Source organism: Streptomyces sp. NPDC058683, from assembly GCF_042716195.1.
Taxonomy (GTDB): domain Bacteria; phylum Actinomycetota; class Actinomycetes; order Streptomycetales; family Streptomycetaceae; genus Streptomyces.
Window position 1 is genome coordinate 90,009 of record NZ_JBHXSK010000023.1, and the last position, 14,017, is coordinate 104,025.

The window sequence follows — 14,017 nt, forward strand, 5'->3', positions numbered from 1 at the left end:
CCGACAACTTGGTCGAGGCTTACGTTGAGCACTGCCGGACGCACGGACCCTCATGGACCGACATTGGCGCCGCCCTGGGTGTGACCCGACAGGCAGTCCAGCAGCGTTTCAACGCTCCGCACAAGCGCTACAGCCCCGAGACGATGACCGACGACCTCCACCGGGCGATGGCGCACGTCAAACAGGCGGCGGTGCAGCACCGCAACAACTACATAGGCACCGAGCACCTGCTCTGGGGGCTGACCACCGAGGACAACAGCGCCACCCGGCTCCTGCAAGCCGCCGGGGTCTCGCCGCAAGCGGTCCACCGGTCCGTCGGCGATCGGCTGAGCATGGGTGCCTCCCAGTCAGCCGGGCGCATCGCCTGGACACCTTACTCCCGTAAGGCCATCGCCATCGCCAAGACGCGGTCCGAGCACAACAGCTCCGACCGCATCGACTGCGACGACCTGCTGATCGGTCTTGCCCAGCTCGGCCGCGGAGTGGCAGGCGACGTCCTGACCGAGGCCGGGTTCGGCCCAGCCGCCCTCGACGCCACACTCACGGACACCCATTCATCACTGCACGACTGACCACGACCCACTGCACTGATCCTCAGGCACCGTCGACCTCGCGGTCGGCAGCCCCTCACATACTCGAATTCCCCCCAGCCGCTCAAGACCATGTCCCACATGGCCAGTTGGCGGATGCGCCAGCAATGAGGAGTGGTCGGTGAGGATAGATCGTTCCGGAGGGTCTGCGGGAGATCGCGAGGCCGCCGCTGCCGCCGACACCCGTGCGTTCACAGGGCGGCGGAGTCGCGAACATCGTTGATGAGGCGGCCTTCGCGGCGATCAGCTGCGTGCTGGTCACCGGCTTCACTTGGCGGCCCCTGCCGCCGTGTTTCGGAGCATTGAAGCCCACGGTGCACCGCCGGTTCCTGATCTGGTACCGGGGACGGCTGCACCAGAAGGTCCTCAAGATGCTCGCCGGCCAGGACCTGGTCGACCTCCCCCGACGTGGGCCTCCCGGATATCCGGACCGCGGCCCTGTCAGTGGCGGCGCCGGCCGGTAAGGCCCACCCCGCTGTTCGCCACCACGCAGCCGGGTCCGCAACACACGGGCACCGGCAGCGGTTTGGCCCGGGATGGCCTCCCCGGATGGGACGGGTGGCTCCCAGTTCGTCGCAGACCGAACGCGCCCGATCAGGGGCGCCCCAGGCCACGACGCCTCAGGAGCAGGGACTCAGCGGCCGCGGCCCTGGTTGTCATGTTCGGCGGCAAGCCGACTCGCCAGGCCCGCGATGAGGGTGTCCATCACCAGGCGGAACCTGCGGTCCTGGACAGGCCCTGCCGGGTCTGCCTCCGTGGCCTGGTCTTCACCGGCGGCGAGGCCGGGGGGCTTGAGGCTCGCCCACTGGTGAAGCGAGCCGTTGAGTTCGGCGGTGAGGACACCGACGACGACGGCGACCACCAGAGCAGCGGCCTCCGAGACCTCTGACTCAGGCACTCCTGCAGCGGCCACGATGGCGGTGAGCGCGGTCCAGAACGGATCGTCGGGCTGGATGAAGTCCGGCTGGTGGCTGAACGAGTAGGCCATCAGCTCAGGGTGACGATGCGCCAGCGTACGGAAGTCCGTGGCGAGCAAACGGATGCGCTCCTGCCAGGGAGCGTCCTGAAGCGTCACGGTGCGGAACTGGGCGCCAACCATTCTCGTCACGCCGCGCAGCACCGCTTCCTTGTTCGGAACGTGGTGGTACAGCGACATCGGGTTCGCATCGAGCACGGTGGCGAGTTTGCGCATGGTGAGCGCCTCGACCCCGTCCTCGTCGATGAGCTGCAGGGCGGCGGCATAGATCCCGGCCTCGGTCAGAGGCACGTCTCTCTTTCTCGTTCCCCGCGGGGGACGCCTCACCTTTTTTTCCATACCTCGTACGGTATCAGTTTCGTACATCGTACGGAAATGGCCTTGGTCACAGCCACCGACCGCACCGACGGGGGTTGCGTCGAGTTTCCATACGACGTACGGTACCAATTCCATACGGCGTATGTTTCCGTGCGGCGCCACGGCATCGACCAGCGCACCGCGCCCTTGCCCATCCCCCTCCCCCCCAGGAGCACGCGATGACCACGACCTCCGCGAACGACCTTCGCCCCATCCGGTCCCCGCGCGGGATCCCCCTGCTCGGCCACACGCCGCAGATCCCCGGCACCAATCCCGTCGAGTACTTCAACGAGCTGTCCAAGCAGTTCCCCGAGGGCATCTACGGCATGGACATCGCCGGCATCGAGCAGGTCTTCGTCTATGACCCGGACCTGGTGGCCGAGGTCTGCGACGAGACACGGTTCTTCAAGCAGATCGAGAAGACGCCGCTGAACCATGTGCGGGACTTCACGGGAGCGGGACTGTTCACGGCCCACCAGCACGAAGAGGAATGGGCCATGGCCCACCGGATCCTCCTGCCGGCGTTCAGCCAGCGGGCCATGAAGAACTACTACGGGCAGATGCTGGAGATCGCCCAGAACCTGGTCGGCAAGTGGGAGAGCCGGGAGGGGCAGCCGGTCAACATCACCGACGACTACACCCGGCTCACCCTGGACACCATCGCTCTGTCGGGTTTCGGCTACAGGTTCGGCTCCTTCGCCGAGGAGGAGCTGCACCCCTTCCTCAACGCGCTCCTCGAGTCGCTGATCGAGTCGCTGCGGCGCTCCCAGGAGCTGCCGATGATGACCAAGCTCCGGAAGGCGGACGACAGGAAGTACCGCGAGAACATCCAGCTGATGCGCGACCTGGTCGAGAGCGTGATCAAGGAACGTCGCGAGGGGAAGGGCAGCGGCGAGGAGGACCTGCTCGGCCTCATGCTGGAGGCCACCGACCCGGAGACCGGCGAACTGCTGGCGGACGACAACGTCCGCGACCAGGTGGTGACCTTCCTGATCGCCGGTCACGAGACCACCAGTGGCCTGCTGTCGTTCGCGACGTACTCGCTGATGCGCAACCCGCACGTCCTGGCGCAGGCGTACGCCGAGGTGGACCGCCTGCTGCCCGGTGACACGGTCCCGGACTACGACACGATCATGCAGCTCGACGTCATCCCGCGGATCCTGGAGGAGACCCTGCGCCTGTGGGCTCCCATCCCGATGATCGCCAAGGCGCCCATCGACGGCACCGTCATCGGTGACCGGTACGAGCTGAAGAAGGGGACCAGGGCCAACATCCTCATGGGCGCGCTGCACTCCCACCCCAAGGCGTGGGACCGGCCGGAGGAGTTCGACATCGACCGGTGGCTGCCGGAGAACCGCGCCCAGCAGCACCCGCACGCCTACAAGCCGTTCGGCAACGGCGTACGTGCCTGCATCGGCCGGCAGTTCGCGCTCACCGAGGCCCGCCTGGCGCTGGCGCTGGTGCTGCAGAGGTTCAGGTTCTCCGACACCACCGACTACCAGATGGACGTCCGCGAGGCGCTGACCCGCAAGCCCGGCGACTTCCAGCTGGTCGTCCGCAAGCGTCAGGAGCACCAGCGGACCGTCTTCGGTACCGCCGACCTCCAGGCCGGCGACACGCAGGCACAGACAGCGGTCAGCGGCGTCGGGGTGAACCTGACCGTCGCCTACGGATCCAGCCTCGGCTCCTGCGAGGACCTGGCGCGCACCATCGCCGACCGCGGTGAGCGCTCCGGCTTCGGCACCACGCTGATGAGCTTGGACGAGCTGGGCGACAACCTGCCCACCGAGGGCCTGCTCGTCGTCGCCGCCGCCAGCTACAACGGCAAGGCGCCCGACAACGCCCAGCGCTTCGACGACCTGCTCGCCGCAGGCCTGCCCGAGGGTTCACTGTCCAACGTGCGGTTCGCGCTGCTGGGCGCCGGCAACACCCAGTGGGTGGCCACCTTCCAGGCATTCCCCAAACGGATCGAGGAAGGCCTGCTGGCCGCCGGCGCCACCCCCGTCGTCGAGCGCGGCATCGCGGACGCCGCCGGTGACTTCGACGGCATGGCGAGTCGCTGGATGGACGCCCTGTGGGCCACCCTGGCCGAGGAGTACGCCGCCGACACCTCCGCGGCGAGCGGCCCGCGCTACCAGGTCCAGCTGCTCACCGAGTCCGACGTGCGCCCAGCCATCGTTTCCGAGCAGGCATACCCGCTCACGGTGGTGGCCAACGAGGAGCTCGTGGCCGACGCGACCGGCCTGTGGGACTTCAGCATCGAGCCGCCGCGCCCGTCCGCGAAGTCCATCACCGTCGAGCTGCCCGAGGGTGTCACCTACGACACCGGCAACCACCTGGCCGTCTTCGCCAAGAACGAAGAGGCCCTGGTGGAGCGCGCGCTGAGGCGGCTCGGTGTCGAGCACGGCCAGGTGCTCCGGCTCGACCAGCCCGATGGCGGCCGGACGCACCTGCCGGTCGGCGTGCCCGTCACCGCCGGCATCCTGCTCACCGAGTTCCTGGAGCTCCAGGACGTAGCCACCCGCTCCCAGATCCGGACCCTGGCCGAGTACACCCAGTGCCCGTGGACACGACCGCAGCTCCAGGCGTACGCGGCCGACACGGAGGAGGCCGAGGAGCACTACCAGAAGGAGATCCTCGGCAAGCGGGTCTCGGTGCTGGGCCTGCTGGAGCGCTTCCCCGCGGTCGAGCTTCCGCTGGCGGTGTTCCTGGAGATGACGGGGCCGATCCGTCCCCGCTTCTACTCCATCTCCTCCGCCCCGTCGGCCAACCCGTGCCAGGTGCGCCTGACCGTCGGCCTGCTGGAGGGGCCGGCCCTGTCCGGCGACGGCCAGTACCGCGGCACCTGCTCCTCCTACATCGCAGGACTCGCGCCCGGGGACGTCGTCTACGGCTACGTCCGCGTGCCCTCCCCGACGTTCGCCCCACCGGCCGACCCGGCCACTCCGCTGATCCTGATCGGCCCCGGCACCGGCATCGCCCCGCTGCGCGGCTTCCTGGAGGAGCGGGCCTGGCAGCACGAGAACGGCACGCAGGTCGGCCTGTCGCAGGTCTTCGTGGGCTGCCGCCACCCGGAGCACGACTACTTCTACCGGCAGGAGATGCAGGACTGGGAGAAGACCGGGATCGCGCAGGTCCACACCGCTTTCTCGGCGGTGCCCGGCCACCCGGCCCGGTTCGTGCAGAACGCCATAGCCAACGCCGCCGACACGGTGTGGCAGGCCATCGAGGACGGCGCGTACATCTACGTCTGCGGTGACGGCCGCCGTATGGCCCCCGCGGTCCGCGAGGCACTGACCGCCATCTACCGCCGGCGGACCGGCTGCGACGACGAGACCGCCCAGCAGTGGCTCGCCCGGCTCGAGGCCGACGAGCGCTACCAGCAGGACGTCTTCGCCTGACCGTCGCACGCCGTCAAGGCGTGTGCCCCCAGCCGCCGGGAGGCGTGCGGGACCCCCGCTGCCGGCCGTACGCCTCCCGGCCACCACAAACCCCTCGGACACCGCATGGCACCCATCGGCCCGAACCGCCGAGTGCCGCTCGCAGAAAGCTGATCTTCATGGACACCATGCTCGCCGGACGCTTCCACCTGGACAGCAAGAAGTTCGCCGTGGAGGAGGTCCCCATCCCCGTGCCGGGCCCGGGCGAGGTACTCATCGGGGTGAAGGCCGCAGGCGTCTGCCTCTCGGACGTCCATCTCCTCGACGGCTCGCTCGTCCCGCTGTTCGCCACCTCCGACACGGTCACCGTCGGCCACGAGGTCGCCGGTGTGATCCACACCCTCGGCCCCGGCCTCAGGCGCGGTCTGACCGTCGGCACCCGCGTCACCCTGGAGGCCGGCAAGACCTGCGGCCAGTGCGCCGGCTGCGTGCGCCGCCGCCCCTGCACGCAGATGCTCACCGCCGGCATCGACTACGACGGTGGCTGGGCCGAGTACGTGATCGCCCGCGAGGACACCCTCATCCCCATCCCCGACGCCCTCCCCTTCGACCAGGCCGCGATCATCCCCGACGCGGTCTCCACCCCCTACGCCGCCGTCGTCGCCACCGCGGGCGTCCGTCCCGCGCAGTCGGTCGGTATCTGGGGGGTTGGTGGAGTGGGTGCGCACAATGTACGCGTCGCCCGGCTGGTCGGCGCCGCGCCGATCATCGCCGTCGACCCGCTGCCCAGCGCCCGGGAGCGCGCCCTGGCCTTCGGCGCGGACCACGCCCTGGACCCCGCGGCCCCCGACTTCGCCGACCAGGTCCGCGCGGCCACCGACGGACGGGGCCTGGACTTCGCCTTCGACTGCGCCGGCGTGCCCGCCGTCCGCGAGCAGGCCGCCTCCGTGCTCGGCCTGGGCGGCTCCCTGATCCTGGTGGGCATCACGCCCAAGCCGCTCACCATCACCGAGGGCCTGACCTTCAACTACCTGCAGAAGCAGGTGCGCGGTCACTACGGCGGCTTCCCGGAGTCGGTCTCCGAACTGGTGCGGCTGGCCGCAGCCGGCCGCCTCGACCTGGCCCCCTCCATCACGGACCACATCCCGCTCGTCGACGCGGCCGACGCGGTAAGCCGCCTGGAGAACAAGATCGGCGACCCGATCCGCCTCATCCTCGTCCCCTGACACCCGTCAGCAGGACACCAAGCCACCTCGGGCAGGGGTGAGTGGGCGCCGGTGCTTGAGGGAGCACTGGCGCCCACGGCTTTCCGGCAGCCAAGAACTCGGAGAGACGGAGTCATGCAGAGGACCGATATCCCGGGCCGCCCCCCGCAGCGCAGTAACGCCCGCTCGAACCACAGACGCATCCTCGGGACCGCTCGACGGACACTGCGGGACGACCCCGACGCGAGTCTCGGCAGCATCGCTGTGGCGGCCGGCGTCACGCGACGCACCCTCTACGGACACTTCCCCGGCCGGCAAGCGCTGATCGACGAGCTGACGCACGAAGCAGGGCAAGCGCTTCAGCAGGCGTTCGCCGCAGCCCGTAGGCCGGGTGCTGATCCGCTCGAGGCGATGGCGCGGATGGCCCTGGCGGCATGGGCGGTGGGCGACCGGTTCCGCATGCTCATCTCCTTGGGGCGCCGCCATCCGGGAGGGGATGCGGTCCACGCCACCCTGGCACCGGCCCGTGAGGAGGCCATCGCGACCATCCGACGTGGTCAGCACGGAGGTGTGTTCGCGGCCCACGTCCCAGCGCCGGTCCTCGCCCACGCGCTGGAAGCACTGATGCTGGCCCTCGCCGAGGAGAACGGCGCGGGCACCTGGACCGATCCCTCGGGCGAGGCCGCCGCGACCGCGTTCCTCGTGGCCGCCGGCGTGGCACCGCAGGCCGCCGCACGCCAGGTGCAGGGCGTGATGAATGGCTGACGCCCTCCCGGGGGACCCTTCGCGGTCCGCATGACGTCGGCTGCCGAGCTGTCAGGCGAGGCCCGGCAGAGGACGTCGGGTGACCTCGTGGGCGTCGTCCGGGGCGATGCCGAGCATGCGGAGAACCATTTCGGCCAGGTCGGAGGCGGCCTCGTCCCCGTCGAGATCGGGGCGGGCCAGCCGTAGTGCCACGAGGGACATCAGGGTGCCGCCCAAGGCGGACAGGGCGGTGGTCGCGTTGCGGCAGGTGAAGCGGCCCGAGGCGATGCCGTTCTCCAGGTCGCGCAGAGCTCGCGGGGCGAGCCCGCGGTCGGAGTGGATGTAGGCCAGACCGCGGTCCCGCAGGATCCGCATGAGTTCAGGGTGGGAGTCGGCCATGCGGGCGGTGAGCCGGAAGCCCGCGGCGACGAGTTCGGCCGGGTCGTCGATTCCTTCTACGCGCTCGTCTATGACCTGCCCGAACTCCTCCAGGGCGTCTGTCACCGCGGCGTCGAACAGCTCCGTCTTCGACTCGAAGTGGTTGTAGAAGGAGCCGAATCCGACGTCCGCGCGCTCGGCGATGGCCTGGATGCTCGCGCTGGTGTCACCGGTCTCGGCGAGGATCTGCCGGGCCGCGCGGACGAGCGCCTGACGGGTCTCGGCTCGGCGTCGCTCAAAGCGGTTCTTGGGCGGGGCTGACGTCGGCATACCGCGAGTGTAACAACCGTCGCGATGAGTCTGCCATTACTGATGAGATCCTCAATTATTTGGGTCACTCCTATTGACGACGAGAATCGGCAGAGTTGATGATTTCCTCATTACGGCAGTGTTGCTTGGAGGACACCATGTCCCACACCCCTGTTAACAAAGGCGCTCACCAGACGCCTCACCAGGACCTTCACAGTGCGCAGGGCTCCCTGCGCGGAGAGCACCCCGGACGAGCCGGCAATCCCGTGATCAAGGTGGCGGACCTGGCCTGGCTGGAGTTCGAGAAGCCCGACCTGGACCGGGCCGAGGTGTTCGCCCGTGACTTCGGTTTCGCGATCGCCGCCCGCACCGACCACGAACTGTGGCTGCGCGGCACGTTCGCGGGCTCACCCTGCATGGTCATCCGGCGCGGGCGCGCCTCCCGCTTCCTCGGACCGGCGTTCCGCGCGGCCGAGCGGGCCGACCTGGACCGGCTGGCCCGCACCACCGGCAGTACCGTCCGGGACATCGGCGTACCGGGCGGTGGGCAGTCGGTCGCCCTGCTCGATCCCTCGGGCCTGCCGGTCCGGGTGGTGCACTGCGCAGAGCGGCTGCCCGCGCTGCCCGGGCAGGAGCCGCTGATCCTCAATTTCGGTACCGATCACCGTCGTACGAACGTCACCCAGCGTCCGCCCCGTGAGCCGTCCCGTATCCAGCGGCTGGGCCATGTGGTGCTGGAGACCCGGGTGTTCGCCCGCACCCTGGACTGGTATCTGGACACCCTCGGGATGATCGTGTCCGACTTCCTGTTCCTGGACGGGCAGCGCGGGCGCGGGCCGACCATGGCGTTCATCCGCTGCGACCAGGGGAGCGTGGCCGTCGATCACCACACCCTGGCCCTGCACCTGGGGCCCGGGACCGGCTACGTCCACTCCGCCTACCAGGTCACCGACCTCGACTCGATCGCCGCCGGCGGCGAATACCTCGCCGAGCGCGGCTACCAGCGCAGCTGGGGCATCGGCCGGCACATCCAGGGCAGTCAGCTGTTCGACTACTGGCGCGACCCCGACCGCTTCATGCTGGAGCACTTCGCCGACGGCGACCTCTTCTCCTGCGACCTCGAACCCGGCTGGGCGCCGATGTCGGCGAGCGGCCTGGCCCAGTGGGGCCCGCCCGTCACCCGCGACTTCCTGGGCATCAACCCCTCCCCCGCCAAGCTCCGCGAGGTCATGACGGCCCTGCGTGCCGACAACGAACTCGACCCCGCACGCCTGCTGGGCCTGATGAAAGCGATGAACTCATGACCACCAACGTTCTGCGCACCCTCGACGGCTGGTGGACCGTACGGGACGAGCGCGCCGTCCGGATCGAGACCAAAGCGGTCACCACCGCCGAACTGCTCGCCGACCGCGCCGCCGTGCGGGAGGCCGCCGCCTCCGGCGAGAGCGGCACGCTCGTCGCCGACCTGGTGGCGCTGCCCCCGGTCACCACCCCGTGCCGGGTGGTCGCCCAGATGGTCAACTACCGCAGCCACGCCAAGGATTCGGGCTTCACCGGCGACATCCCGCCCACCTTCTTCCGTAAGGCGTCCGGGTCGGTCAGCGGCCCCCATGACACGATCATCCGCCCCGCACACGTGAAGTTCCTCGACTACGAGGTGGAACTCGGCCTCGTCATGGGCGCGACCCTGCCCGTGGGCACCGTCGTCGAGGAGCAGGACCTGCCGCGCTACGTCGCCGGCCTTGTCCTGACCAACGACGTCAGCGCCCGCGACGTCCAGCTGACCAAGACCCAGTTCTACGAGAGCAAGTCCTACCCGACCTTCACGCCGACGGGTCCGTACCTGGCCCTGCTGGAGCCCGAGGACTTCGCCCACCTGCTGAATCTTCGGCTGCGGCTGTCGGTCAACGGCGTGTCACGCCAGGACCGCACGCTCGCCGACATGATCGTACGGCCCGCACAGGCGCTCACCCTGCTCGCCCGCTTCCAGACCCTCGACCCGGGCGACCTGCTGCTGACCGGCACTCCCGGTGGCACGGCCCTGAAGGCCCCGCCCAAGGCGGCCGAGAAGATCGCTGCGCTGCTGCCGCCCGCCCTGAAGTGGAAGGCGTTCTTCAAGGGCCAGGCCAAGAACCCCAAGTACCTGCACAGCGGTGACCTCATCACCGCCACGATCGCCACCCCGGACGGACGGATCGACCTCGGCGAGCAGCGGACGCCCGTTACGGACGCACCATGAAGGCCACAGCCCGTACACCGGTGGTGATCATCGGTGCCGGACCCGTCGGGGTCATGGCCGCCCTGCTGCTCGCCCGGCACGGAGTGCGCAGCTTGCTCCTCGAACGTCACCGGGACATCTACCCCCTGCCGCGCGCCGTCGTCGTGGACGACGAGATCCGCCGGATCCTGCAGAGCGCCGGTGTCCACGAGAAGTTCGCCGCCATCGCCCGCCCGGCGCCCGGACTGCGGCTGCTGGACGCCGGGCGCCGCGTGATCGCCGAATTCCCGCGGTCCATGCACGGACACCACGGCTTCCCGCAGACCAGCATGTTCGACCAGCCCGAGCTGGAACGCCTGCTGCGTGACGCCCTGGCGCGCCGCCCGGAGTGCGAGCTGTGGAGCGGAGTGGAGGTCGTGTCCGTCACCCAGTCCGTCGCACAGGACACCGACGGACCGAACGATCCGACGGGTCCGGTCCGGGTCACCCTTCGTCGCGACGGCAGCGACGAGGACGAGCACCTGTGGGCCGATGCCGTCCTCGGCTGCGACGGTGCGGGCAGTCTCACCCGTGACGCCATCGGCGCCGTGTGGGAGGACCTGCGCTTCGAGGAGAGCTGGCGGGTCATCGACGTGCGCACCAGTCGCCCGGTGCGTACCTGGGAAGGCGCCGAGCAGATCTGCTCTCCCACTCGGCCGGCCACCTTCATGCGCGTCGGCGAGGACCGTTACCGCTGGGAGTTCCGGCTGGCCGACGACCAGAACCTGGACGGCCCGGAGGGATGGGAGCGCCTGCGCGAGCTGGTCGCCCCCTGGGTGGACCTGCCGTCCGACGCCTCGCGGGGCACCGACTTCGAGGTGATACGGCAGGCGCAGTACACGTTCCGGGCCCGTCTTGCCGACCGGTGGCGCAGGGGGCGTGTCTTCCTGCTGGGCGACGCCGCCCATCTCACCCCGCCCTTCGTGGGGCAGGGTCTGTGCGCGGGCCTGCGCGACGCCCAGAACCTCACCTGGAAGCTCGCCCGGGTACTCCAACGGGGTGCAAACGAGGGGCTGCTGAACACCTACGAACGTGAACGCAAGCCGCACGCCCGCCATGTGATCCGCGTGGCGGTCGCCGTCGGCTGGGCCATGACCGGCGGACAGGACCGCGGTGCGGCGTTCCGCCGGGCGGTCGTGGGCACGGCCTGTCGCATCCCCGGTGTGACCGCGGCGGTGAGCCGTGACCTCAGTCCCGCCCTGACCGCCGGTCCACTCGTACGGCGCCGCCCCAGACTGACCGGTCGCGTGCTGGCCGGCACCTTCTGCCCGCAGCCCTGGGTACGACATGACAGCAGGCGAATGCGCCTCGATGACGTCCTCGGGGACTCCTTCACCGTCCTGACCGCTGTGCCGCCCACGGCGCAGATGACGGCTGTGGCCACGGCACTGGGCGCCCCGACGATCCACGTCGACGACCTGGGCGACGACGGCACCCTGGCCGGCTGGCTGGCCCGCGGCCGTGCCGACGCCGTCCTGCTGCGCCCCGACCGCGTCGTGATGGACACCGTCCCGGCCGGCACCGGCGATTTCACGGACACCGTCGCCTGGGCCCCCCTGCTGCACACGGCCCGCCGTACCGCCGATGCCCGGCCCGCCTGACGACGAGGAGCACCACACCATGACCATCCCGCACCCTGAGCCGTATGCGGAGCCTTTCTTCACTCCCGACCCGCAGTCGGCCGCCCGTAGCCGCATCGCGGACTTCGCCCGATGGGCGGGCCGGTGCCGGGGCGCCGAAGGGCTCCAGGACCCCACGGACTACCGAGCCCTGCACCAGTGGTCCGTCACCGACCTCGAAGGGTTCTGGGCCGCGGTGTGGGAGTACTTCGACGTCTGCGCGACCACGCCGTACGAGCGGGTGCTGGACGAGGAGACCATGCCCGGAGCCCGCTGGTTCCCCGGCGCCACCCTCAACTACGTCCATCACGCGCTGCGCAACCTGCGGCCGGACGCTCCCGCGATCACCGCCCTGGACGAGACCGGGGCCGGCTACGAGATCACGGGCCGGGAGCTGCGCGCCCGGGTCGCCTCCGTCGCTGCCGGCTTGCGCGACCTGGGCGTCGGACAGGGCGACCGGGTGGTGGGTTACCTGCCCAACACCCCCCACGCCGTCATCGCCTTCCTCGCCGCCGCAAGCCTGGGCGCGGTGTGGTCGGTGTGCGGCCAGGACTACGCACCCAAGGCCGCCGCCGACCGCTTCGCCCAGCTCGAACCCACGGTGCTCATCACCGCTGACGGCTACCTCTTCAACGGCACGACCCACGACCGCCGCGCCGCCTCGCTCGAACTCGCCGCAGCCCTGCCGACGCTGAAGGCCACGGTGCTCGTGGACCATGTGGGCCTTGAGTGGCCCGAGGGCGGTAACTCGGGGCTGAGGGTTCCCTGGGAGGACGCGGCCACCCGCGTCGAGCACCTCACCATCGCCCCGGTGCCGTTCGACCACCCCCTGTGGGTCGTCTTCTCCTCCGGCACCACCGGACTGCCCAAGGGCATCGTCCACGGGCACGGCGGGGTCCTGCTCGAACACCTCAAGACCCTCGGGCTGCACACCGATCTGGGCACCGGGGACCGCCTGCTGTGGTACACCACCACCCACTGGATGATGTGGAACCTGGTCGTCTCCACCCTGCTGACCGGTGCCACCACCTGCACCTACGACGGCAGCCCGGTCCCGCAGGCACGTCCGGACGTCCTGTGGGAGCTGGCCGCCCGTCACAAAGTCACCGTCTTCGGCACCAGTCCTCAGTACCTGCTGACCATGGCCAAGCTGGGCATCGAACCGTCCGTGCACGACCTGTCGGCCGTCCGCGTCGTCGGCTGCACCGGCTCCGCTCTGCCCGCCTCCGCCTACCCCTGGGTCCGCGACCACGTGGGCGCCGACGTCCAGCTGGCCTCCACCAGCGGCGGAACCGACATCGTCTCCGGCTTCGCCGGCAGCGCCTCCACGACCTCCGTCTGGGCGGGAGAGCTGTCCGCCCCCAGTCTGGGCGTGGCCCTGGCCGCATACGACGCGACGGGTACCCCTGTCCTCGACCAGGTCGGCGAACTGGTCGTCACTCGGCCCATGCCATCCATGCCGCTGTACTTCTGGAACGACCCCGACGGCAGCCGCTACCGCGACGCCTACTTCGGCGCCTACCCCGGTGTGTGGCGGCACGGCGACTGGATCACGCTCACCTCGCACGGCTCGGTGATCGTCCACGGCCGCTCCGACGCCACCCTCAACCGCAACGGCGTGCGCCTGGGCAGTGCCGACATCCACGACGTCGTCGAACACCTCCCCGAGATCACCGAGGCCCTCGTCATCGGCGCGGAGGAACCCGACGGCGGCTACTGGATGCCGCTCTTCGTGGTCCTAGCCGACGGGGTCGCCCTGGACGACTCCCTGCGCGACCGGATCCGCGCCGCCATCCGCACGGGCGCCTCACCCCGCCACGTCCCCGACGAGATCCTCGCCGTACGGGCCCTCCCGCACACGAAGACCGGCAAGAAGCTCGAGGTTCCCATCAAGCGCCTGCTCCAGGGTGCCCCCGCCGAGCAGGTCCTGAACCCCGAGGCGGTCGACGATCCCGACCTGATCGCCTACTTCGCCCGCCTGGGCGCGGAGCGGAACAAGCGGTCGGCACACGACACATGACGTCGGTCAGGGAACCACAGGCCCGCGTGACAGCACCGGGTCCTTGTGCCCTGCCCGGTTCCGCAGACCCCGTCCCCAGGGGGTGGGGGGGGGGGGGGGGCGCCCCCCCCCCCCCCCCCCACACACCAAAAAAAAAAAAATAATAATATATAGAAAATAAGCCCCGCCAACCAGACGCCCAG

The 14,017-nt window shown here is 70.0% G+C and carries 11 protein-coding genes; 9 read left to right on the top strand and 2 right to left on the bottom strand.

Features of this window, described 5'->3' with window-relative positions:
• Positions 1-80 precede the first annotated feature (80 nt).
• Complete coding sequence (locus ACFWXC_RS25585) at positions 81-572, top strand: Clp protease N-terminal domain-containing protein (RefSeq protein WP_384482274.1); 492 nt, start codon at positions 81-83, stop codon at positions 570-572.
• Between the two features lie 173 nt (positions 573-745).
• A complete protein-coding gene (locus ACFWXC_RS25590) occupies positions 746-1,054 on the top strand; it encodes a transposase (protein ID WP_384482406.1) in 309 nt (102 codons plus the stop codon).
• A gap of 170 nt (positions 1,055-1,224) precedes the next feature.
• Here ACFWXC_RS25590 and ACFWXC_RS25595 read toward each other — a convergent pair whose 3' ends face one another.
• Entirely contained in the window at positions 1,225-1,857 is a 633-nt protein-coding gene (locus ACFWXC_RS25595) for a TetR/AcrR family transcriptional regulator (RefSeq protein WP_384482276.1), read from the bottom strand.
• Between the two features lie 245 nt (positions 1,858-2,102).
• Between ACFWXC_RS25595 and ACFWXC_RS25600 the strand changes: the two genes are divergently transcribed.
• From ACFWXC_RS25600 to ACFWXC_RS25610, 3 genes are all read left to right on the top strand, one after another.
• Positions 2,103-5,324: a bifunctional cytochrome P450/NADPH--P450 reductase gene (locus ACFWXC_RS25600; protein ID WP_384482278.1), complete on the top strand. Its 3,222-nt coding sequence runs from the start codon at positions 2,103-2,105 to the stop codon at positions 5,322-5,324.
• A 158-nt stretch (positions 5,325-5,482) separates the two neighbouring features.
• Positions 5,483-6,529: a zinc-binding dehydrogenase gene (locus ACFWXC_RS25605; RefSeq protein ID WP_384482280.1), complete on the top strand. Its 1,047-nt coding sequence runs from the start codon at positions 5,483-5,485 to the stop codon at positions 6,527-6,529.
• A 114-nt stretch (positions 6,530-6,643) separates the two neighbouring features.
• Entirely contained in the window at positions 6,644-7,273 is a 630-nt protein-coding gene (locus ACFWXC_RS25610; protein ID WP_384482281.1) for a TetR/AcrR family transcriptional regulator, read from the top strand.
• A gap of 51 nt (positions 7,274-7,324) precedes the next feature.
• Here the strand turns inward: ACFWXC_RS25610 and ACFWXC_RS25615 are convergent, their stop codons facing one another.
• Positions 7,325-7,960 carry a TetR/AcrR family transcriptional regulator gene (locus ACFWXC_RS25615; RefSeq protein WP_384482283.1) on the bottom strand — a complete coding sequence of 212 codons (636 nt, stop codon included), beginning with the start codon at positions 7,958-7,960 and terminating at the stop codon, positions 7,325-7,327.
• Positions 7,961-8,097: 137 nt separating this feature from the next.
• Here ACFWXC_RS25615 and ACFWXC_RS25620 point away from each other — a divergent pair, with 137 nt between their 5' ends.
• The 4 genes from ACFWXC_RS25620 to ACFWXC_RS25635 are packed head-to-tail and all read left to right on the top strand — an operon-like array spanning position 8,098 to position 13,835.
• On the top strand, positions 8,098-9,243 hold the full coding sequence (locus ACFWXC_RS25620) for a VOC family protein (RefSeq protein WP_384482285.1): 1,146 nt from the start codon (positions 8,098-8,100) through the stop codon (positions 9,241-9,243).
• Positions 9,240-10,178, top strand: coding sequence for a fumarylacetoacetate hydrolase family protein (locus ACFWXC_RS25625; protein WP_384482287.1), 939 nt, complete (start codon positions 9,240-9,242; stop codon positions 10,176-10,178). The genes ACFWXC_RS25620 and ACFWXC_RS25625 overlap by 4 nt, the downstream gene beginning before the upstream one ends.
• Positions 10,175-11,797, top strand: coding sequence for a bifunctional 3-(3-hydroxy-phenyl)propionate/3-hydroxycinnamic acid hydroxylase (locus ACFWXC_RS25630; protein WP_384482289.1), 1,623 nt, complete (start codon positions 10,175-10,177; stop codon positions 11,795-11,797). Before ACFWXC_RS25625 ends, ACFWXC_RS25630 begins: the two co-directional genes overlap by 4 nt.
• Before the next feature lie 19 nt (positions 11,798-11,816).
• Entirely contained in the window at positions 11,817-13,835 is a 2,019-nt protein-coding gene (locus ACFWXC_RS25635) for an acetoacetate--CoA ligase (protein WP_384482291.1), read from the top strand.
• Positions 13,836-14,017 lie beyond the last annotated feature (182 nt).

Bases quoted from the DNA above. Each gene is read 5' to 3' on its own strand.
- ACFWXC_RS25600 (WP_384482278.1), top strand. From the start codon at position 2,103: ATGACCACGACCTCCGCGAACGACCTTCGCCCCATCCGGTCCCCGCGC.
- ACFWXC_RS25605 (WP_384482280.1), top strand. From the start codon at position 5,483: ATGGACACCATGCTCGCCGGACGCTTCCACCTGGACAGCAAGAAGTTC.
- ACFWXC_RS25610 (WP_384482281.1), top strand. From the start codon at position 6,644: ATGCAGAGGACCGATATCCCGGGCCGCCCCCCGCAGCGCAGTAACGCC.
- ACFWXC_RS25615 (WP_384482283.1), bottom strand. From the start codon at position 7,960: ATGCCGACGTCAGCCCCGCCCAAGAACCGCTTTGAGCGACGCCGAGCC.
- ACFWXC_RS25620 (WP_384482285.1), top strand. From the start codon at position 8,098: ATGTCCCACACCCCTGTTAACAAAGGCGCTCACCAGACGCCTCACCAG.
- ACFWXC_RS25625 (WP_384482287.1), top strand. From the start codon at position 9,240: ATGACCACCAACGTTCTGCGCACCCTCGACGGCTGGTGGACCGTACGG.
- ACFWXC_RS25630 (WP_384482289.1), top strand. From the start codon at position 10,175: ATGAAGGCCACAGCCCGTACACCGGTGGTGATCATCGGTGCCGGACCC.
- ACFWXC_RS25635 (WP_384482291.1), top strand. From the start codon at position 11,817: ATGACCATCCCGCACCCTGAGCCGTATGCGGAGCCTTTCTTCACTCCC.